Here is a 21,729-nt window from a genome sequence, read left to right as displayed (position 1 = left end):
CCGTAATTCAAGGCAATGGCCCGACATGCAAACGCAATCCTCTCCGCGTAAGCGCCTGCTGATCAGTATCTTGCTGATCGCAGGGCTTATTGCGATGTTAAAACTGACATATTGGTATCATTTGGAACAGGGCTTCTCCAGAGCACTGCCATTGGCCAATCGGCAATTAGAAGAAGTCATTAATTTCATTGATGGCGCCTTAATTCGCTACGAAAGCATTCCCCATGTACTGTCAACCAACCCGCTGCTGGCTAAAGCATTGAAACTCAGTAATGACAGTAACGAAATAAAACATATCAATCGCTATTTTGAAGAAATTCAGCACGTCACTGAAGCTTCGGACATCTATCTACTCAACCAAAGCGGCGATGCCGTGGCGGCCAGCAATTGGCAAAAACCTTACTCATTCATCGGGCAAAATTATGCCTTTCGTCCTTACTACACCGAAGCAATGGCTGGCCGACTGGGCAGTTACTATGCAGTGGGAACATCCTCTGATACTCGCGGCTTTTATTTCTCCTATCCGATCCAGGAAAAGGGAGAAGTCCTGGGAGTAATTGTGGTCAAGGTCGATATCGCTGATATCGAAGAACAGCTCACTGGCCTGGCAAAATCAGGACAATATGAACTCGCTATCAGTGGTGACGATCAGGTGATCTTTGTTGCCAGCATGGACAGTTGGCGGCTCAAATCTCTGGTTCCGTTAGATGAGAATAGTCGTCAGGCAATCTATCAAAGTCGCCGTTATGCTAACCGGATCATTACGGCGCTCACCGTAAAGCCGCCCTACTCGCCTTTTGAACATTCGGTAACAGCACCGATTTATCAAATTCCCACCGATGATGGTAAAGCTCAGTATATTGATTCTCGCAGTGAAATGACCAAAGCTGGCTGGAATGTGCACGTCATGACTCCGGTAAAGCCATTATATTCCGCGTTACCGCCGCTACTGATGTTATCTGCTTGCCTTTATCTATTGGCGGCGTTGGGATTACTGTTCAGTCTTGAACGTCGCAAAAACATGCAGCGAATGCAGTTAGCACAACAATTGTTGGAACATCGGGTTCAGGAACGTACACAAGAGTTACAAGATGCCAACGATAAGCTTCAGGAAACACAAGACGAACTCGTTCAGGCCGCAAAACTGACGGTTATAGGCAGCCTTTCTGCCAGCATTAATCATGAAATCAACCAGCCGTTAGCCGCGTTACGCAGTTATGCGCAAAATACCCAAATTTTGCTGAGCCGCAATATGCAGGATAAAGCGCAGGAAAATCTGACCACTATCATCAGTCTGGCTGACCGACTGGCGGATATTGTCTCGCAATTCAAAAGTTTTACCCGCAAAAACAAAGGTCAGGATAAGCTTACCGATATTCGTGCGACCGTCGAAGATGCATTGACCATTGTCACTCCGGAAATTGAAAAGCAACATGTTGAATTGCAGATACAAATACCAGACACCCCATTACGGTTTTTTGGTGATAAAGTAAGATTACAGCAGGTGCTGGTAAATCTAATCAGCAATGCCATCACCGCGATGCAGCAATCTGTAGAGCGGCGGCTAAACATCACTATCAGCGCCGGAGACCAACTTTGTATTGAGATCCGCGATTCCGGTCCCGGGGTAAATGAAAGCCAAATGGAAAAGATATTTGAACCGTATTTCACAACCAGCCAACGACAAGGACTAGGATTGGGCTTGTCTATCTCCCGAAGGATTGTGGAATCGATGAATGGCAGTATCACCGTAGCCAATGCCGCTAGCGGCGGTGCCGAATTTAAGATCTTGCTGCCATTATGTCCTGCAGAGGAACACGCATGAGCAATGAAGACATCACTGTGCTTGTTTTGGATGATGAGCCTCACATCGGTACAGTGTTAACACAATTATTTGAATTAGAGGGTATTTCTGCCAAATCCAGTACCCAGCCTCAAGACATTTTAAAACTGCTTGATAGAAACTGGATGGGCGTTGTCATCACGGACGTCAATATGCCGGGGATGGATGGCATCAGTGTGATGCATCAGATCCAGCAGCGAGATGCCGATATTCCGGTGATTTTAATTACCGGTTTTGGTGATATAGCAATGGCAGTCAGTGCCGTAAAACAAGGCGCCTATGATTTCCTGGAAAAGCCGTTTAACAACGAACACATTCTTGATGTTGTCAAACGGGCATTGGAGAAACGAGCACTCACATTAGAAAACCGTAAGCTGAAACAGGAACTGGAATCCCAGAGTCTGCCGGGCCCCCGCATCCTCGGTAATAGCCCTGGGATCCGCCAGATGCGTCACATCATCCATCAGGTACTGGATACCCCCGCCGATATCTTGGTACATGGCGAAACGGGGACAGGGAAAGAGCTTGTCGCTCGTTATCTGCACGATCACAGCCCCAGAGGTGCCGCTAATTTTGTTGCCATTAACTGTGGTGCTATTCCAGAAACCATTATCGAGAGTGAATTATTTGGTGCCGAAGCCGGCGCGTTTACTGGTGCGGAAAAGACCCGCATTGGGAAGTTTGAATATGCTAACGGCGGCACTTTATTTCTGGATGAAATCGAAAGCACGCCAATGTCACTGCAGGTTAAATTATTGCGGGTTCTGGAAGATCGTAAGGTGGTACGTCTAGGATCTAATAAAAGTATCGATCTGGATATTCGCATTATCGCTGCAACTAAAGTGGACCTAAAAGCCCTGTGCGACAAAGGGGAATTTCGTCATGATCTCTTCTATCGGTTGAATTTAGTAACCATTGAAATCCCGCCGCTGCGAGACCGGAGAGAAGATATTTCGTTGTTATTTCTGCATTTTTCCAGAGTAGCGTCCGCCAGGTATCACAAAGAGCTCATTGCATTGGATGCGTCACAGGTTGCCCGATTAAGTACTTATGAATGGCCAGGTAACGTGCGCGAACTGCGTAATCTTGCGGAACGTTATGTGTTACTTGGCGCAGACGCAGCTTTTGGAGCCATGAGCAGTGGTGACCCACTCCACAGTGGTATGTCACTCACTCAGCGGGTGGAGTTTTTCGAACGCCTACTGATTGAAGATGCCCTTAACCATAATAAGGGCTCAATTAAAAACACCATGGAACAGTTGGAATTGCCACGTAAAACGCTCTACGACAAAATGCGCAAATACGGACTGGAACGCAAAGATTTCATTAATGATGAGCTTTAACTAGCTGAGGTTGTGATGCAGCGGCGGCCAGCCGTTGCTCACTGCCCAATCGCCACACCGCTATGGTTATCACCACCATCAACAGTAATGAACCCACCACAATGCCCTGCCAGGCATTATGATGCCAGAACATCATCAGATAAGGCCCCCCCATCGCAGCGCCAAAATAGTAAAAACATAAATACAGAGATGTTGCCTTAGCTCGGTGACGATTTGCCCGCATCGCAACAAAAGAGTTACAACAACTGTGTGTAACAAAGAAGCCACAGCTACTGAGCAAAAAGCCTATACAAATGGTGATTTGATTTTCTACCAGTGTCAGTAAGGTGCCGGATAGCATCAATAACAAGGAGATCTTGAATAACGGTAACTGCCCATGCCGGGAAATCCAGCGCGCGGTAAAATATGAGGCAATGGTACCGCTGGAATAACAGAGAAAGATCAAGGTTGCCTGAAACCGGCTCCAGTCATAAGGTTCATCCATCAACCGCAATTGAATGAAACTGTACTGGTTCACCATCATCATAAAGGTCACACCGCCGATGATGTAAGCCAGCCGCATTTGGCTGTCTTGCAGATGCCGCCAGAAGCCGCGCAGATCGATGAGGCCTTCCTGGCTGAATTGCCAGTGCCGAGCACGATGTTCTCGCTTGGTGGCACTGTCAGTACTGGGCAGCAACCATTGGGTAATCGTTACGCCTATCATGCTTACGACTAACAGCACCCACATAGCACTTTGCCAATCCAGATACTGAGATAACGCCCCACCAAGTAACCGCCCGACAATCCCTCCGAAACTGTTGGCCGTGATATAGACTGCGGCGGCTTTTAACATGGTCTGCGGCTGCAATTGCTCTTTGAAATAAGCCATTGCAATTGCCGGTAACGATGCCAATAAAACACCTTGCAACAAGCGCACAGCAACCAGGCCATTAAAACTATCCACATAAATCAGCAACAGATTGGACAATGCCAATGCCCACAGGCTCCAAACAATCGGCTTGTGGCGCCCAATACGATCCGAGATTACCGCATAGATAAGCAACGAAAACGCTAGCGTAAAACTGGTGACAGATAACACCAAGGTAGAGCGGGCAGTCGATACATGAAAGTGTTCAGCGATCAGCGGTAACATCCCCTGCATCATGTACAAATTGATGTAAATGCCAATTGAAGCTACGCATAACGCCCAGATCAGCCGAGTATCCCGAGACATGCGTGCCAGTGAGCCGCTTACCATGATGTGACATACCTCAAACTTTTTATCAACTGCACTAAGATTAGCACGCGCTAAAACATAACAATAATAGATAAAAAATATGACTTTCATTGTTTTTTGTTATGCTAGTCACTACCCATCCTTACCTTTATTGATAAAGCCGGGCAATGGATATCAAACAGCTGAAACATCTGGAAGCTCTTGTCCGCTATGGCAGCTTCACCCGTGCGGCGGAGAAACTTAACATGGCACAGCCAGCGCTGAGCCAAAGCATTAAACGCCTGGAGCTGTCATTGGGGGTAACGCTGGTAGATCGAAGTCAGCGTAAGCAAGAAAGCGGCCTCAAATTAACGGCTGAAGGCGAAACGCTACATCAACATGCACTGTTAATTCTGAAACAGGTACAACAGGCCGAAAACCACATCCGTTCGATGGCTCAATTGTCATTGGGGGAAGTACGCGTCGCCGTGCCTGGCATGCTCGGTTCTTTTTATCTCCCCAGTCGTCTGATGGCATTTCGGCACAAATATCCTGGACTGAAACTGTCGCTATTTGAGGGTGGAACCCGCGATGCATTGCGGATGCTTGATCAGCAGGAAGTCGATATTGCGATCATCACTGCACAGGATCTGAAACCTGAATTTGATTCGAAAGTACTGATCAACGAACAGATGGTGGTTGCCACGTCACCAGAACATCCATTAGCAGAGCAAAGCAGTGTTACCTTAGCACAATTCTTTGACCATGATTTAGTGATGTTCAAACGCGGCTATTACCACCGTGAGTGGATCCTTCAACAAGCAGAAGAGTTAGGGCTACATCCGAAGATCGCATTTGAAACCAACCTGATCAATCTTATCAAACAGGTCGTCAGTCAGGGATATGCCATTACTACCGTATTGGAAATGGTGATCACCCCCAAAGATGGCATCGTGGCGTTACCTTTTTCACCGCCAGTGTATCTGGAACTGCATATTGCCTGGAAAAAACAGCGACCATTAAGTCAGGCCGATCAGGCATTTGTCGCATTTTTGCTAGAAAACACCTGATCGTTTCAGCTCATTCCTTATTGATGCCGTAATCACGCAACTTATTAGCAATCGCAGTATGTGATACCCCCAGCTTTTTGGCCAGTTGCCGGGTGGATGGATAAGCGGGATAAAGACGACGCAGCAAGTTGGCCTCATACTGTTTCATCGCTTGCTCCAACGTCCCGTCGAACTGAGCATCGACGTAACCTTGAGCTTCATCATGATTAGGCAGTTTAAGCTGTTCAACTGACAGTTCACCGGCTCCATCCCACATAGACACCGCGCGGAAAATAGCATTTTTCAGCTGCCGTACATTTCCCGGCCAAGCGTATGACTGCATAAAGCTACGACATTTAGGGGATATCCGGCGTACCGGACAAGATAACTGAGCGCAGTAATGTGCCAAAAACATCTCTGCCAACGGCAAAATATCGACTTTGCGTTCCCGTAACGCTGGTAGATGAAATGCCAGCACATGGATCCGATGATACAGATCATCTCGAAACAGTCCTTGCTGACAGCGAGCAGGCAGATCCTCTTGGGTCGAACAAATAATTCTGACATCCGGTCGGACATCCTCTTCGCCCCCGACACGTCGAAAACTGCCATCCTGCAACAATCGCAACAGTTTTACTTGCGCCGCAGAAGACATCTCGGCTACTTCATCCAGAAATACGGTGCCGCCCTGGGCTTCCTCAAAAAATCCACGCTTTATCAGCTGACCCTGACTGGCATATCCGAACAGTTCTTCTTCAACCGCACTATCAGGGATCGCCGCACAGTTGATGGCAACAAAGGGCTTTTCCCGACGCATACTGGCGTCATGACAAGCCCTGGCCATCATCTCTTTTCCGGTTCCAGTTTCCCCGGTGATAAGTAGCGGCGCATCAAGTTGTGCCATGCGTTCTGCTTGTTTGAGCACTTGCTGCATACGCTCACTCACAGCCAGCACATTGGCAAATCCTTTATTCTGACTTTGCAGTGCATTGAACTGTTGACCGACCCTGGCCGGACTTTTCAGCATCACCACTGCTCCGGCCCGAATTTCTCCCTCTTCGTCATCCGGCAGCATCACAGGTAACATCTCGGCCAGATATTCACTGGTGCCAATACGAACTCTGGCTGACTGTGGCAATAACTGCGGCTCACCCAGCCAACGTCCAAAATTGAATCCTTGCACCCAGTGATTTAAAGGTTCATCCAAAATTTCATGAACCTGCATTCCCAACATAAACTGGGCAGCGTCATTAGCAATACGTATTCGGCCTTTGGCATCGAGAGAAAAGACACCATCCGGCAGCGTCTTCAGCAGTGTTTTCAGCGCATAGTGCTCCTGCTCTGAAGGCATAAAGGCAACCGTTCTGACATCGTAGACAGCTTCGATTTTGCGGATCTGCGGCATCAGTGCGCTGAGCACATCAAATGAAATATCGGCAAATTGCAGATAGAAAAAACCTTTATTGCTGGCATCGATAGACATCAGATTGATGCCGTACGTTTCCAGCACAATCAATATATCTTTCGCCAGACCGACTCGATCCTGACAGCTGATTTCCAGACGCATAATGACGGCATTCCCTTATGATCTTTTAAGGCTTTTAGTTGGTGCTGCGGCATCTATCAGATACCCACACAGACTCGTTTATAACGTTAGAGGGTTCTGATCAAAGTGGCAAGACATCTTTACACTCAAAGATGGATTTGCACGTGACTGCAGAGAAAATAACCACCGCTACTAAATAACGATCCCGTTGTTAACCCCTATAATTTTTATCGGATAAATCAGTTAACTCTTAGCCATGCAGGTTAAAACTGTCATGAAGCCCTCACGATTCACATAGCATTTATTTGCTGTTTGTTTACAATGACAAGCTTTCAGATGGCCTAGAAATAAAGGAAATGGAAGCCAATGAAATCCAGCATTATTCGTAAAGCCGTTATCCCTGTCGCCGGACTTGGCACCCGTATGTTACCTGCAACCAAAGCAATCCCTAAAGAGATGTTGCCGGTAGTAGATCGCCCGTTAATCCAATATGTTGTGAATGAAGCCATTGCCGCGGGTATCAAAGAAATTGTATTGGTGACACATGCCAGTAAAAATTCTATTGAGAACCACTTTGACACCAGCTTTGAGTTGGAAGCCCAACTGGAACGTCGTGTAAAACGTCAGTTGCTGGATGAAGTTCAGGCAATCTGCCCGAAAGACGTTACCATCATCAGTGTCCGTCAGGCAGAAGCCAAAGGACTGGGACATGCCATTTTATGTGCTAAACCTGTGGTCGGTGATAATCCCTTTGCTGTATTGCTGCCCGATGTCCTCATCGATGAAGCCAGTTGCGATCTTAAGCAAGATAACCTAGCCGCTATGGTTAATCTCTACGGTGAAACAGCTAATGGGCAGATCATGGTCGAAGGGGTACCACAGGAATTAGTCGATCAGTATGGTATTGCCGATGTCAGCGGTCAGAAACTGCACCCAGGTGATTCAGCGCCGCTAGCAGAACTGATTGAAAAACCTGCCGTTGATGAAGCACCGTCTAACCTCGCCGTGGTAGGACGTTACGTCTTGCCAGCGGAAATCTGGCCACTATTAGCCAAAACACCTAGTGGGGCCGGTGGAGAAATTCAGTTAACTGATGCCATCGCTATGTTGATGCAACAGCAGCAAGTTAACGCTTACTACATGAAGGGTAAGAGCCATGACTGCGGTAACAAATTAGGATACATGCAGGCGATTGTTGAACATGCCGTACGCCACCGTGATTTAGGCGTCGAATTTACCCGTTATTTGAAGCAATTTGTGAAAGGATTGGATTGATGAACGTTTTGGTTACCGGTGGCGCTGGCTACATAGGCAGCCACACTTTGGTAGAAATGCTCAACGCTGGCATGGATGCGGTGGTTGTCGATAATCTTTGCAATTCATCGGCTGAATCGCTGTTACGTGTGGAGCAATTAACTGGAAGAACCGTACAGTTTTATCAGGGTGATATTCTCAATAAACCCTTGATGCAAAAAATATTCGCTGATCATAAATTTGATGCAGTTATTCACTTCGCCGGTCTTAAAGCTGTCGGAGAGTCCGTCGCAAAACCGTTGAAATACTATCAAAACAATGTATGCGGCACCTTAATTCTGTGCGAAGTCATGCAGGAAGCCGGTGTGCATAATCTGGTATTCAGCTCTTCTGCAACAGTTTATGGCGATCCTGCCAGTCTGCCGATCACGGAAGACTTTCCCACCAGCGCGACCAACCCCTATGGTCAGTCCAAACTCATGGTGGAAAATATTCTGGCAGATTTTCAGCGCGCAAACCCGCAATGGAATATCGCCCGGTTGCGTTATTTCAATCCAGTAGGTGCACATGAAAGCGGCATTATAGGGGAAGATCCCAATGATATTCCTAACAATCTGATGCCTTACATTTCACAAGTCGCCATCGGCAAAAGAGAAAAGCTCAGCATTTTCGGCAATGATTATCCAACTCCTGATGGAACGGGTGTCCGTGACTATATTCATGTTGTGGATTTAGCCATCGGCCATGTTAAAGCCCTGGAAAAGCTACAAACATCCCCAGGATTAGTCACCTATAACCTGGGCACCGGTCAGGGTTATAGTGTGCTGGATATGGTGAGTGCTTTTGAAAAGGCATGTGGTAAGAAAATTCCCTATCAGATAGCGCCACGCAGAGCGGGTGATATTGCCGCTTGCTATGCCGATCCTACATATGCGTTGCAGGAACTGGGATGGAAAGCGACACACACGCTGCAAGATATGGTGAATTCAAGTTGGCACTGGCAATCTAAAAATCCCAATGGATACCATGCCTAATGGTTGACTCTTTCCGTCGCCGTTTATTTTCTGGCAGTTCCAAAGCGGGCTCAATAATAAGGCCGCCTTGGAGCCTGCCAGAAACAAAATTTACCGATCACTGTAGTCGCTGTAACAAGTGCATAGAAAGCTGTGAAACAAGCGTTCTGATCATCGGTGATGGCGGATTCCCAGCCATTAACTTTCAGCGGGCAGAATGTACATTCTGCGGGAAATGCGCCGAAGTCTGCCCAGAACCGGTGTTTGAGTCCACGACTCTTCCACCATGGCAAATCGTGGCCAGTATCAAGCCAACTTGCTTAACATACCAAGGCGTTGCTTGCCAAAGCTGTAAAGACTTCTGTGGCGAGTCTGCAATCGCTTTTTCTCACAAAGTGGGCGAAATGCCGCACCCCCTTGTGAATATCTCACAATGCACCGGGTGTGGAGCCTGCGTGAGTGCCTGCCCAGTATCCGCAATTAATATCAGTATCCCCAACACCTGATCCAATGACCAAATAAAGCGAAAGTTGATTTGCTGTCGCCTGTCAAATCTTTGTGGTTTTGCTAAGGATAATTTCTCGATAACATCATGGTAACTTTGACTGCGATAAAAGGTCCCATAATGTTTGGTAAAAGCAAAAAAAACGCAGAAATTACTTATATTGCCGCCGGATGTACCATCACTGGAGAAACCGAATTTATTGGCAATGCCTTGATTGGTGGCACTATTTTTGGAAAAGTGGTCGCAGAGCAGAATGTTACCATTGAACCTAAAGGTTCGATTGATGGCCAACTTGCCTGCCAAGAATTAAAAGTATCCGGCATATTTAAAGGCAAACTTCAGTGTGAACGACTCATCATTACCAGTTCTGGCACTGTGGAAGGGGAAGTGGCAAGCAAAACCATGGAAATTTTTGAAGGTGGCCAATTTATTGGGGTTCGAGTTAAAGAAGAGATGAACCTGCTGCAAGATCTTAAAAGCGAAAATAAACTTAATAAAAACAATTTGTTTGAAGGGCTTGAGTTGCAATCTGAGTAATTGAACAAAATTTGAATGTAATTTTGTCTAACCACGTGGCGAGACTTATGACATAGATCACAATTTTATTACATGAAAAGCTGAAATACGCATATAAGGCGGGTTATCACAGTTATTTTCAAAACTTATGTTTAGAATTACATGATATTTCGTAAGTTAATTAACTTTAACTAGATTTCAGCTTTCGAGTAGATATCTCTATGGCAAGCCGACTTTTAAAGCAATTGTGTGATTTAGACATTTTCACACTCATGGTGTTCAAAACCATTTACGAAACCGGACATGCGAACATAACGGCAAGGGAATTGTCAGTCTCAGCTCCCAAGATTAGTCGTTGCCTTAGTTCTCTCCGCCTCGCCTTTGATGACGAGCTGTTTTATCGACGCCAACAGAAACTGAAAGCAACACCGCTGGCAGAAAATCTGTATCGTCCCGTATGTGATTTCATCCAATCAGTTTACCAACTGGAGTTGCAGGCTAACGGCAGTCGAGATTGCCGTTCTGAAGGTTGTCTGCAAATCGCAGTGGGTTACGGTTTGATGAGTGCCCTATCCAAAATATTTGGTCAGAAAGACATGGCCGACAAACTCGGCAAAGTGCGCTTGTATAAATGGCAGAGTGACTCTGCTGATCTGATCCACAGCGGGGAACTCGATCTTGGGATCAGTATGGACTTACCTGAAAATCAGGAATTGCAACTGACCAACATCGGTGAGTGCCAGGAAATTGGATTGGTCTGCAGAAAAGACCATCCAATATGGCAGCATTACCCGAATATCACATTGGAACAGATAGCGCGTTACCCCTTCGTGTACATGTGCATCCGCAATTTTAACGAACGCATTGATCCGTTTGAACTTTATTGCCAGCAAGAAAATATTCCCACACCAGAAATGGATTGTGTTGAAGATTTCGAAGAATGGTATGCGCATCTGCTGACAATGAACAGTATTGCATTTGCACCCGCGACAGAATTGTGTCAAGCCGAAAGGATCAGCGAACTTAAATGCCGATTGTTACCTGCAAGTGAAGTGAATAAATTGCAGAGGACTCTAGCATTACCTTGCTATCAATTGATTGAAAAAGCGGACGACTATAGACGGTACAGCACAGAGCAACGTCAGCTAATTTTAGATGTTATTTCCAAGTTGCTGAGCTTCAGAGCTATTCCTGACGAACGACAATTTGGCACCTAAAACACCTTTGATCGAGATGGCCAGTACCTTGCTGTAGTGGATAGCTGGCCATTGATTCACCTAGTTTTTCTTCGTTTTTAGACCCTCATTTGTAAATTTCTAAAATTAAAATTACTTATTTCAGTTTTAGAAATTTCTCTTTCGCTTTATTAACCCACGTTTCACAAATTGTGCATGTACTAACGTATTACCTCATTAGTTATAGGTATATTTATGCGCACTGCAAAATAGCAGTACACATATATGAACAAGGGACGCAATGATGAAAAATCATAACAAGTCATTACTCGCGTTATTCCTGGTGGGCCTGTTCGGGCTTTCTGCCTGTACATTTGATGGCAGCGACGGGAAAGACGGTGTAGACGGTACTAATGGTACCAATGGCACCAATGGTACCGATGGTACTAACGGTACCAATGGTCTAGATGCTGGTTCAGTAGTATCAACAGTCTATAAGGCTAACGATGTTACTATCACTATCGATCCAGCAAGCAGCACGCTAGCTGGTAGTGGCGCATTTGCATTGAAATTTACTGCGACTGCCAAAAACCAAGCCGGTGAAGTTAAACCGCTGACAGGCATTAGTGAACTGCGCATTGCATCAGCAACTGCGGTGACCAACACCACTGATAATGGTCCAGCGGTATACTGGCAGAACAACAGTAAAGCTGCTGGTAACAGCAGCACTTACATGTACTGTTCTCTGACTGGTGCTCATAGCACTACTGATGCTTGTACACTGGTAGAAGATGCAACCAATCCAGGCACATATACCGGTACTTGGGCTCATGATGGTACCGCTCCTATCATGTATGCTGCCGACGATCTGAATGCTCCACATCGCATTTTTATGCGTTTGAGCAATATCACTGATGCTGATGGTAATGCACTGCCTGACAACGTGTTATCAACCACTACTTATGTCCCAGCGACTGGGGAAGTTGGCGTAGAAAGTGGTAAAGATACTGTAGCCAATCAGGCTTGTATGAACTGTCATGGTGAAAGCGTAACTACTGGTGGCATCGCTGCAAGTGTTGGGCACAAGTACCAAAACGTACAGAACTGCGTAGTATGTCATAACCCTGGCTTAGTCGATGCAGCTAACGAAGCAAAAGGCTATATTTATGACTTGCCAGCTATGATCCACCGTATTCATGGTGGGAAAGATTTGGCTGATTACGGATTGCCTCAAGGGCCAAACTGGGCAGAAATTGTATACCCAGCTCCATTGGCTGAGTGTACACAGTGCCACAGCACCGATGAAGGCAAAACCACATGGGAAACTCCAAATCGTGCAGCTTGTAGCGGTTGTCACTCTGGCATCAACTGGACTACCGGTGAAGGCCACTCAGAGTATACTCTGGCCCAAGCTGATGATAGTCAGTGTGCATCTTGCCACTCAACTGGCGCTTTGGCACCAATCAATGCTCACAAAGTGGGTAAACGTGCTGAATACGCAAGTCTGGTAACCGTAGACTTTACAGGAGCTACTGCTGCTGTATCTGCTACTGATTCTACTATGAAGACTCTGACTTTGACCGTTAAAATGACCATTAACGGCGCTCCTGTGACTGATGCTTCAACTCTTGTATATAGCAGCTCTAACACTAATGGTGTGATCAAGAAAGACAGCGTCATCATTGGTAACGTTGACGACTCCGGCAGAGTCACTGCATGGAGAGATGTCTCTGGCGCGCCTACAATCACATTAGCAAAATTCAAATTTGATGCTAACGGTGTGGGTACTTATTCATCAGATGTACCAGCTACAGTTTTCACTACTAGTACACTCTATGTTGGTACTGAAGATAACTTCTGTGCTGATAATGGTGCTGCAGTGACATGTGGTAATACTGATGCACAGTTTGGCGCCTCTAACCCTATTGGCGTAACTTCTACTGTTAAGTTCTTCAGTATTGTTGATGGTGTTGCTGCAGTAACTGCTCGCATGGCAGATCCTGCTCGCATCACTGTAGCAGAATCTAAGTGTGACGCATGTCACAGTTCTTTGGACTACGCAAAAGGAGCAAACCACGGCGTTTACACCTTTGATCAGTGTATGCAGTGTCACAACGACACCCACGCAGGTTCAGGCCATGCTGCAGTATCATACTTGGATGAAGATGGCACCACCTTGGTTCCAACTGGCGTAACATTTGCGAACCGTGATTTGGTAACTGTTGCTCACCGTCTGCATAGCGGTAACTTCGGCGAGTCTGAAGGTATTGTGCTGCACAAAGACGGTTCTGTGACTGGATTCCCTGGCGTTCAAGGTGATTGTTCAGCCTGCCACAAAGACGGCGTAAGCTTCTTTGCGGCTGACGGTGGTCTGACTTCAGGTAAACGTTCTATCGCTGTTACTGGTGGTTACGTAAGTCCTGTAGCTGAATCATGCCGTAGCTGTCATACCAGCGCATCAGCTCTGGCACACTTCCAGACTAATGGTGCTACTACCTCTGACGCACCTGATTCATCATCAAATCTGCCAATTGAGTCTTGCGCAACCTGTCATGCTCAAGGTAAGACCTTCGGTATCGACCAGTTCCACGTAATCAAGTAAGGAATCTTCTGGGGCTTCCTGCAAGGCCCCAGTTATTCCCCCCCCCAAAGGAGACCTGCAAGGGTCTCTTTTGTTTTTACTCATACCAGTTAGGGTTTATCAAGGGAGCAAATGTTATATGGCTAATGGCTAACGCCATCGCCTCCATCCTGATTAGATATGTTTATATCATCAACATACCAGCATCAACGTTCTCCAAAGGAAGTCCTGTGAACTTATACCCCTTTGATGTAGATTTATAACTAACAATGATGCAAATAATTACAACAAAGCCACTCTGATATTTTCTCAATCAATAGGTAAATTGTTAGGTGATTGCGATGCAATACTACAATGGGCATCACTATGTGTACTTTAACGTAATGACATACAGTAATGTCTTCAGTTGTGAGTTCGATTTCTTGAACAATAGAATTGCTTTGGATATGTTTTTTGGTGACTTAATTTGGGTAACTATCAGACGATAGTATCACTCGTTAAAACTACTTTGACCAGCCATAAAATGTCTCGGTTTAGGCGCGCGGCTTAATGCTGCCATTGTCTACATCTATCTGATTAAATTACCTTTTAACTATTAATTAACTGAATGTTAATGCAACATCCTAATTGTGAAATTATATATTTCGCATTTGTTAATTTTATATCTAGTTTTTTAGCTCATATTTCACATATTGCGCATGTACTAACATAATCCACTCAATTTGTACGTATATTTATCATACTGCAAAAGCAGTAATATAATTTACGAAAGGGACGCAATGATGAAAAAACATAACAAGTCATTACTCGCGTTATTCCTGGTGGGCCTTTTCGGGCTTTCTGCCTGTACATTTGATGGCAGCGACGGGAAAGACGGTGTAGACGGTACCAATGGCACCAATGGTACCGATGGTACTAACGGCGTGGATGGTACTAACGGACAAGATGCCGGTGCAGTAGTATCAACAGTCTACAAGGCTAGCGATGTTACCATCACTATCGATCCAGCAAGCAGTACATTAGCTGGCAGTGGTACATTTGCATTGAAATTTACTGCAACCGCCAAAAACCAAGCTGGTGCTGTTAAGCCTCTGACCGGCATTAGCGAACTGCGAGTCATATCAGCAACGGCCGTAACTAACTCCACTGACGATGGTCCAGCCCTATATTGGCAGAACAATAGTAAGGCTGCAGGTAATAGCAGCACTTACATGTACTGTACTCTAACCGGGACCCGTGGTAGCACAAATACCTGTACACTTACAGAGGATGCAACCAACCCAGGCACATATACCGGCACATGGGCTCATGATGGAGCGGCTCCAATCATGTATGCGGCTGACGATTTGAATGCCCCACATCGTATTGGTCTACGCCTTAGTTATATTACTGACACCGATGGCAATGCCCTGCCTGATAACGTTTTATCCACAATGACTTATATACCAGCAACTGGTGAAGTGGGTGTCGAAAGCGGCAAAGATACTGTTGCTAACCAAGCATGTATGAACTGTCATGGTGAAAGCGTTACTACTGGTGGTATTGCTGCAAGCATCGGGCACAGATATCAAAACGTGCAAAACTGCGTAATGTGCCACAACCCAAGTTTGCAACCTTCTGCAGCAGATGCAGAAGAAGGCTATGTTTTTGACTTACCTGCGATGATCCACCGTATTCATGCTGGTTCTCACATTGCCACTGAGCAGTTCAAGTCATGGGGCTTTATACAAGCTGAAGGGTGGAATGAAATTGCCTACCCAGCACCTTTGGACCAGTGTACTGTTTGCCATAGCACTGAGGAAGGGCAGACCTCTTGGGAAGTTCCAACTCGTGTAGCTTGTAGTGGTTGTCACTCAAACATCGACTGGACTACTGGAGAAGGCCACTCAGAGTACATGTTGGCCCAGACTGATGACAGCCAGTGTGCCGCTTGTCACTCAACTGGTGCCTTGGCGCCAATCAATGCACACAAAGTTGGCGAACGTAAAGCCCTAGCTAGTTTGGTTCAAGTTACCTTTACTGGTGCAAGTGTCTCTGCTGGCACATTGACTGTAACTGCTGATGTAACTGTTAATGGTGCATTATCATCAGATCTCTCTGTACTGGGTGTAAAATCTACACTCATGGGTAATGTTGATTCAAATGGTGAAGTGCATCGTTGGGGCAGTCGCCCAGCATTGACCAGCGGTAACTTCGATGCCGGTGTAGGCAAGTTGACGCTGACTCGTGCACTTGGTGCCACCGAAAATGCTTCAATGTACACAGGTACTATCTATGTTGGTACAGAAGCGACATTCTGTGTTGGTAGTGACAAAAAAGCCGCTACTTGTGATGAAACAGCAGATCTTGCTTACGGTAATCCTATTGAAGTTGTCCACAATAGTCCTGTTTTCTCAACAGCTATTGGTGTAACTACTAAAACCAAGTTCTTTGACTTGGATACAGTAGACGCTGCCGATGAAGGCACTGCCGCTCGCTTCACTGATGATAATCGCATCACCGTTGCTGTGAGCAAATGTGAAGCGTGCCATAACTCATTGGATGTGACTAAAGGACCTACCCACGGCGTATACACATTTGATCAATGTATGGACTGCCATAACAATGATTATCCCGGTTCTTACCACGTTAATGCTGTTTACAAAGATGCTGATGGTAACAGCCAAAACTCTGGCGTTACCTTCTACAACCGTGATTTGGTTACCGTAGTTCACCGCTTCCACGCGGGTAACTTTGACGTTATCGAAGGTATCTACAAGGATGCCGATGGTGATGTTGTAGGTTTCCCAGGTGTACAAGGAGATTGTTCTGCCTGTCACAAAGAAGGTACAAGCTTCTTTGCTGATGATGGTGGTCTGACTTCAGGTAAGCGCTCCATCGCCGTAAGCGGCGGTTATATCAGTCCAGTGGCCGAATCATGCCGCAGTTGCCATACCAGTGCATCCGCTCTGGCTCACTTCGAGTCTAACGGTGCGATTACTGACACGCTTCCAGCCGGTACAGCTATCCTGCCAGTTGAGTCTTGCGCAACCTGTCATGCTCAAGGTAAGTCTTTCGGTATCGACCAGTTCCACATAATCAAGTAAGAAATCTCTAGGGCTTCCTGCAAGGCCCTAGATATTCAACCCAATAAAAAAGAGATCCAGATGGGTCTCTTTTTTCATTCTGTAATGGCTGTTCTAAATAGCGGTGACACATTTATCCAGAACAAACACAAATATTAGTTGAATATCAATTAATTATGGTTAATTTTAATGGGATACTCTTAAATTACTATGCCTACATACAGACAAATAGCCATCAGCATTACTGATATATCTTCACTATTGATAACCCGCAGGGTTAGTTTACTGTTGCGCTCTATTAATTTAATGGTTTCGGAAGAGGGAAAAATAGCTAAGTAACATCCTATTCGCATCTATAGCTATTTTGACTTAATTGATACTGTCACCATTGCGTATCTGCTGGGCTTTATATTCCTTTAATTCCTTCAGCAGTTGTTGTGGTGCCATTGGCAGGAATTCGGTAGGGATATACAGGTGAAAACCAAGATATTTGTCCAACATCAAGCAGCGGCGACCAAACATCGCCAATAAGCCGCGGTATCGATCACCATTCACCACCAACGGCTCAAACTCAGCTGACAGATAGTGTTCCAGGCTTTGCAAATCTTCATCATTCGCTACTGCGGTCATCACCAATGAGCGCTGTTCTGCCAATAAGCCAGTGGCTAGCCGAGGAGAAATAACATCCAGTAGCGGATTCACGGCTTTCAACTTGATCCCCAGATAAGGCAATGTCAGCCAATCGATGCCATGCTGGATCCGCAATAAATCAAAACGCTGAACATTATCCCAAGCGACTGTCAGCTGGCCTCGGCGGTGATAAAAGGTGAGTCCCTCGGGTGCCAGCCGCAACACAATTTCTGGCTCTATGCGCTTGGCAATTCCCAGCACCAGCGCAACCGCCCCACAGGAGAAAAAAATCAATGCGGGGACAAACAGCTCGCGCCAGACAATAAATAAACATAACCCAGTGAATAGGCTGATACTTCCCAGCAAGGTTAGCGTCACAGCATTACGCTTGCTTAACGTGCGAACCTCAATTACATCAGTATTCATTTTATTAGGAATGGGCCTCTAGCAGAGTTCACATACCTAACATAATACGAATGCTTAACCAGGTCATACCTAAATATTCGTGGATCGCCTTTGCAGACTTATTCAGATTCTCAGTGCTAAAGCGCCACCAGTGATCACGCCGTGCCAGAAAGTCAGTAGGTGCAGCGACTGGGTCCATTCCTGCCATCTTAAAAATCTTCATGGCACGCGGCATATGCGCTGCAGACGTCACCAACACCAGTTGACGGCCCCCCACGGCATCCTCTCCCATATCGGTCGCCGATGCACCAAAAGCTTTTCTCAATGCCAGCGCTTCTTCTATGGTGTCGCGCGCATCAGACAGTTCGAGGATCCTTTCAGCATTTGCGCCCATATCCACTGCAGCATCATGCATTTGCTGTGCATGAGAGGTTGAATTTATGCCGCCGGTCCAGCCACTCACGACCAGTAGACAATCAGGACTGTTAGCCTTCTTCACCTGAGCAACACCTTCAGTCAGTCTTGCCAATGCTGTGGTGGAAAGCTTATGGCGAGCTTCTCCCACAATTGCATCATCATGCCCAGAACCAAGCACCATCACGACACTGGCATGTTTAGGTGTATCGGTCCTTACAGCGTATTGTTGTTCTAAGGGCCAGAGTAACCAGTAACTGCCAAAACTACTGCTGAGTAATAACAGCCAGGTCATCGACACCAGCACTAACCCCTTGGCAAGTTTTGGCTTGCGACGCCAGAACCACAATGCCAATAACAGTAAAATCACGGCCAGAGGTATTGGCATGAAGAGTTGAGATATCAGGTTTTTAATCAGAAACATGGGTATTCACGTCTAGGGTATTAATCTTGGATCAGTGTACTGGCAAGGCTTTGTCCCGGCCAGTGAACTAATCTTCATAAAATGACTATAACGGCCATAACCAGGCCGCACCGCGGACGCCGGAAGAACTACCATGCAGGTTTTTCACCACAGGAGTTTCACATTCGCCACCTAACACATAAGGTTTGAGCAAGGCGGGTAAACGCGTATAAATGGCATCCACATTGGACATTCCACCGCCTAAGACAATGACGTCAGGATCGAGAATATTGATCATCGATGCCAACGAGCGCGCCAGACGGTCAAGAAAGCGTTCAAAAGCGGCATTGGCCTGCTCGTCGCCCTGTGCGACCAACTGCATCACGTCGTTACCAGAAACCACGTTGCCATGCGTGGCTTGATTGTAATCTCTCAGAAAGCCCGTACCGGAGATATAACATTCAGTACAGTCATAGTTGCCACAGAAGCACTTAGCGGAACGAAATTCCTCTGGGCGCATCCAGGGTAAAGGAATATGGCCCCATTCGCCGGCAATGCCATTACCACCGGCATGGACTTTGCCATCCACGGCGATACCGCCACCAACACCCGTTCCAAGAATCACGCCGAATACCATGCGCTTACCGGCACCGGCACCATCAACCGCTTCCGAAACTGCAAAACAATTTGCGTCGTTTGCGACACGGACCTGACGATCAAGCCGCAGCCCCAAATCTTTATCCAGCGGATGACCATGCAGCCATACTGAATTACCGTTTTTGACTTCTCCGGTAAACGGAGACACGACGCCGGGGATCCCCACACCTACAGTGCCCTCATGGCCTAACTGACGTTCCGCATCAGTCACCAAACTGCAAATAGCATCAAGTGTTCCGGGGTAATTTTTAGGCGTGACCACGCGTTGCCGATAGAGCTCTTTTCCGGCTTCATCCAAAGCCACCAGCTCAATCTTAGTGCCACCTAAATCAATCCCAAATCTGATCATTCTGTCTCCCCGGACATTACTTCTGAATCCAACAACCAATCTGCACTGCAGGCAATAAACCAGGGATTGGTCAATTGTGCGGTTTGGTTATATCGTAAAGGCTCACCACCGTCGTAACGCAGTAGTTTACCACCTGCATGTTCCAACACCGCTTGCCCTGCGGCGATATCCCACCAACTGGTATCACCCAATCGAGGATATAGGTCGGCCCGCCCCTCTGCCAGCAGACATAACTTGAGCGAACTCCCCACTTCAAGCAATTCAAAATTCTGGAGAGTTGCTAAAAAGTCTTGCAGTCCGGGCGTTACATGTGAGCGGCTACTTACTATTACCGGCGTATTACGGCGCGAAGGCGCGCTGGCGGTGAGCGACGATACTTGATCTTTGATGATTTTCCAACTGCCAAGACCTTTGCAGCCGCAATAACATTCACCAGTCACAGGCACATAGACCACACCAGCAACGGCTTCCCCCTTATCAATAAGCGCAATATTGACCGTGAATTCACCATTTCGTTTGATAAATTCCTTAGTGCCATCCAGTGGGTCAACTAACCAAAATTGTTGCCATTCCTTACGTTGTTCCCATGCAACAACAGATTCCTCAGACAACACAGGCCATTGCGGGAAATACCGTTGGAGGTTACGGTTAATGACTTGATGGCTAAGAAGATCAGCTTGGGTGACAGGCGTTTGGTCAGCCTTCAGTTCCACATTAAAGTCTTGTGTGCGATAGACTGACATTATCGCGTTGCCTGCTGCGATAGCAATCGCCTGTAATTGCTGCATCTGGCTATGATTCAGCATAACGACCTCAAAAGTTGCGCAGTTCTACTGCGTCAGCTATTGGAATTAAAGTAATCCAGCAGATCATCTACGGTACGATGCCCCCTACCCTTCAAAAACGATAGTAACGTCTTAGGAGCGTAATTTAATAAACGCTCATGGGTATAACCCGCTTCATCAATAATGCTTAACGCTTGGTCAAACTGACCCAGCGTAAATGCAATATGGGAATCTGATCCCATCACCAACTGCGCATCATATTTAACTGCCAGTTTAGCAATAGATAAACAGGTCGGCTCACTCCCCTTTCGTGAGGAAACAAACGAGGAATTATTGATTTCCAACGCCACATTATATTTAGCGGCCGTTTTAACAATAATGTCCTGTTCGATGGGATAACGTGGATTTCCCGGATGCGTAATGATGTCCACCTTGCCGCTTTGAATGCATGCCAGCAGCGCTTCAGTATGGTTAGCCACATCAGTGGGCGGAAACACCGGTTCATGAAAACCTGCCTGCACCATATCCAGTTCGGCCAGATAATCACCGAAGTAGTCAATATCCCCCCGTTCATTGCTGATATTGGCTTCAATGCCACGCAAAATTGCAACACCGTCGACGACCCGGGGTAACACTCGAAGATTTACGAAATGCCAGAAATAAGGAGCATCGGCCATCGCCGGGCCATGATCTGTCAGCGCAAACAATTGGATGCCACGCTGTTTAGCAACCGCCAGATAATCATGTACGGTACTGTAGGCGTGGGTGGAAGCGACGGTATGAGTGTGGGTATCGACCGGGAACATAACAATCCCTGCTGCAGTAAATGGGTGACTCAGGCATTAATTTTACCGAAAAGGTCACTTAAAAGACAGATTCAAGCTATGAGACATCAGCGCGCTTTCCTATACCGCAGGTAATGCGGCGGCATTAGGAAAACGCCGATGAACCCAGCCCCCGTTAACAAGTGAGGATTTTGCCTTTATTAATGTCCTGCT

17 protein-coding genes are annotated in these 21,729 nt (G+C 46.5%); 10 read left to right on the top strand and 7 right to left on the bottom strand.

Annotation, left to right across the window (positions count from 1 at the left end):
• Window positions 1–25: 25 nt before the first annotated feature.
• Together KDN34_RS05890 and KDN34_RS05885 are read left to right on the top strand one after the other, a co-directional pair.
• Complete coding sequence (locus KDN34_RS05890; protein WP_212595977.1) at window positions 26–1,825, top strand: sensor histidine kinase; 1,800 nt, start codon at window positions 26–28, stop codon at window positions 1,823–1,825.
• Window positions 1,822–3,186, top strand: coding sequence for a sigma-54-dependent transcriptional regulator (locus KDN34_RS05885; RefSeq protein ID WP_212595976.1), 1,365 nt, complete (start codon window positions 1,822–1,824; stop codon window positions 3,184–3,186). The genes KDN34_RS05890 and KDN34_RS05885 overlap by 4 nt, the downstream gene beginning before the upstream one ends.
• On the opposite strand, the gene KDN34_RS05880 is transcribed toward KDN34_RS05885, so the two are convergent.
• Window positions 3,170–4,426 (bottom strand): MFS transporter, encoded by a 1,257-nt coding sequence (locus tag KDN34_RS05880; RefSeq protein WP_212595975.1) that lies wholly within the window; start codon window positions 4,424–4,426, stop codon window positions 3,170–3,172. The two genes, KDN34_RS05885 and KDN34_RS05880, sit on opposite strands and share 17 nt — an antisense overlap.
• Before the next feature lie 146 nt (window positions 4,427–4,572).
• Between KDN34_RS05880 and KDN34_RS05875 the strand changes: the two genes are divergently transcribed.
• Entirely contained in the window at window positions 4,573–5,454 is an 882-nt protein-coding gene (locus KDN34_RS05875; RefSeq protein WP_212595974.1) for a LysR family transcriptional regulator, read from the top strand.
• Between the two features lie 10 nt (window positions 5,455–5,464).
• Here the strand turns inward: KDN34_RS05875 and tyrR are convergent, their stop codons facing one another.
• A complete protein-coding gene (gene tyrR / locus KDN34_RS05870; protein WP_212595973.1) occupies window positions 5,465–7,000 on the bottom strand; it encodes a transcriptional regulator TyrR in 1,536 nt (511 codons plus the stop codon).
• A 345-nt stretch (window positions 7,001–7,345) separates the two neighbouring features.
• Between tyrR and galU the strand changes: the two genes are divergently transcribed.
• The 7 genes from galU (at window position 7,346) to KDN34_RS05835 (ending at window position 17,109) form a co-directional block, all read left to right on the top strand.
• A complete protein-coding gene (gene galU / locus KDN34_RS05865) occupies window positions 7,346–8,254 on the top strand; it encodes a UTP--glucose-1-phosphate uridylyltransferase GalU (RefSeq protein WP_212595972.1) in 909 nt (302 codons plus the stop codon).
• The gene (gene galE, locus KDN34_RS05860; RefSeq protein ID WP_212595971.1) at window positions 8,254–9,267 is read left to right on the top strand and encodes a UDP-glucose 4-epimerase GalE; all 1,014 of its coding nucleotides are present in this window, start codon (window positions 8,254–8,256) and stop codon (window positions 9,265–9,267) included. Before galU ends, galE begins: the two co-directional genes overlap by 1 nt.
• Window positions 9,267–9,752: a ferredoxin-type protein NapF gene (gene napF / locus KDN34_RS05855; RefSeq protein ID WP_212595970.1), complete on the top strand. Its 486-nt coding sequence runs from the start codon at window positions 9,267–9,269 to the stop codon at window positions 9,750–9,752. The genes galE and napF overlap by 1 nt, the downstream gene beginning before the upstream one ends.
• Before the next feature lie 119 nt (window positions 9,753–9,871).
• Window positions 9,872–10,288 (top strand): bactofilin family protein, encoded by a 417-nt coding sequence (locus KDN34_RS05850; RefSeq protein WP_212595969.1) that lies wholly within the window; start codon window positions 9,872–9,874, stop codon window positions 10,286–10,288.
• Window positions 10,289–10,488: 200 nt separating this feature from the next.
• Window positions 10,489–11,484, top strand: coding sequence for a LysR family transcriptional regulator (locus KDN34_RS05845; RefSeq protein ID WP_212595968.1), 996 nt, complete (start codon window positions 10,489–10,491; stop codon window positions 11,482–11,484).
• A 259-nt stretch (window positions 11,485–11,743) separates the two neighbouring features.
• Window positions 11,744–14,044: an OmcA/MtrC family decaheme c-type cytochrome gene (locus KDN34_RS05840; RefSeq protein ID WP_212595967.1), complete on the top strand. Its 2,301-nt coding sequence runs from the start codon at window positions 11,744–11,746 to the stop codon at window positions 14,042–14,044.
• A 758-nt stretch (window positions 14,045–14,802) separates the two neighbouring features.
• Entirely contained in the window at window positions 14,803–17,109 is a 2,307-nt protein-coding gene (locus KDN34_RS05835; RefSeq protein ID WP_212595966.1) for an OmcA/MtrC family decaheme c-type cytochrome, read from the top strand.
• Between the two features lie 348 nt (window positions 17,110–17,457).
• Here the strand turns inward: KDN34_RS05835 and KDN34_RS05830 are convergent, their stop codons facing one another.
• From KDN34_RS05830 to KDN34_RS05810, 5 genes are all read right to left on the bottom strand, one after another.
• Window positions 17,458–18,144: a DUF2982 domain-containing protein gene (locus KDN34_RS05830; RefSeq protein ID WP_212595965.1), complete on the bottom strand. Its 687-nt coding sequence runs from the start codon at window positions 18,142–18,144 to the stop codon at window positions 17,458–17,460.
• A 28-nt stretch (window positions 18,145–18,172) separates the two neighbouring features.
• On the bottom strand, window positions 18,173–18,961 hold the full coding sequence (locus tag KDN34_RS05825; protein WP_212595964.1) for a YdcF family protein: 789 nt from the start codon (window positions 18,959–18,961) through the stop codon (window positions 18,173–18,175).
• Window positions 18,962–19,046: 85 nt separating this feature from the next.
• Window positions 19,047–19,946: a fructokinase gene (gene mak / locus KDN34_RS05820; protein ID WP_212595963.1), complete on the bottom strand. Its 900-nt coding sequence runs from the start codon at window positions 19,944–19,946 to the stop codon at window positions 19,047–19,049.
• Window positions 19,943–20,752: a 3'(2'),5'-bisphosphate nucleotidase CysQ gene (gene cysQ / locus KDN34_RS05815; RefSeq protein WP_212595962.1), complete on the bottom strand. Its 810-nt coding sequence runs from the start codon at window positions 20,750–20,752 to the stop codon at window positions 19,943–19,945. The genes mak and cysQ overlap by 4 nt, the downstream gene beginning before the upstream one ends.
• A 32-nt stretch (window positions 20,753–20,784) precedes the next feature.
• On the bottom strand, window positions 20,785–21,537 hold the full coding sequence (locus KDN34_RS05810) for a phosphatase (protein ID WP_212595961.1): 753 nt from the start codon (window positions 21,535–21,537) through the stop codon (window positions 20,785–20,787).
• Between the last annotated feature and the right edge of the window lie 192 nt (window positions 21,538–21,729).

It is taken from the genome of Shewanella yunxiaonensis, from assembly GCF_018223345.1.
Classification (GTDB): Bacteria; Pseudomonadota; Gammaproteobacteria; order Enterobacterales; family Shewanellaceae; genus Shewanella; species Shewanella yunxiaonensis.
Note: the sequence above shows the minus strand (reverse complement) of the source record. Positions and strands in the feature narration are given on the sequence as shown.